Consider the following 836-nt stretch of genomic DNA (forward strand, 5'->3'; position numbering starts at 1 on the left):
GTTTACCGACAACGATATCGGTTTGGTGGGTGAAGGATATGACATAGCTATCAAATATGGACCACTGCAATCCTCTGATCTTGTTGCAAGATTACTGTTCGAGCGTCAACCAATTCTGGTAGCAAGCCCTGGCTATTTAAAAGCACGCGGCACCCCCGCAACACCTAAGGAGCTGAGCGACCATAGTGGTATTCTGCTAGGGACATCCCGCTCAGCACCCATATGGCCCTTAGGCAAAGGTGCTCGCAAAACCATGGTAAACTTTCAGCGTAAAGTCAGGGTCAATAGCCCGATAATGGTTAAGCAGTTAGCCCTCGATGACTTTGGGATTGCAATGCTATCAAACTCCGCCTGCAAAACCGAACTCGCCAACGGCCAGCTAGTGCCAATCTTACAGGAATGGCCGATTGAACCCTTTAAGGTCTACGGGGTGTATTCGAGTCGCAGACAATTAGCAACCAATATCAGCGCCTTCTTGGACTTTTTCGTCAAACGCTTTAGCAGCCAAGAAAGCCTACAATCCTTGATGGGCTAGGCACTTTATCGCAGCGGCATTATCCTTTACTTACATCGCCACTCCTTTATTCACACCCCCATGTTGAGTGACCATGGCCATTTAGATAACAAAAAAGCCTAGCAAATTGGCTAGGCTTTTTACGTTTAGGAATGTGATGCTAATGCTCAGGCTGAAAGTTAACGCGCGGAGCTTAAGTCGATTAGGCCTGACCGATTAAGTATGAGCCATTAACTACAAGCGCATCGAGCATCAGCATTTTGTCCATATATCTTTACAGCTTATATGACGGCTATTTCACACAAATACGCGCTAACCACTT

1 protein-coding gene is annotated in these 836 nt (G+C 46.7%); it reads left to right on the forward strand.

From position 1 onward, the window contains the following. A partial coding sequence (locus tag M0413_RS22655) for a substrate binding domain-containing protein (protein ID WP_249555746.1) occupies positions 1 to 535 on the forward strand: 535 nt, incomplete at its 5' end. Positions 536 to 836 lie beyond the last annotated feature (301 nt).

Origin of the sequence: Shewanella sp. 8A (assembly GCF_023475945.1) — a bacterium.
GTDB classification, from domain to species: Bacteria; Pseudomonadota; Gammaproteobacteria; order Enterobacterales; family Shewanellaceae; genus Shewanella; species Shewanella xiamenensis.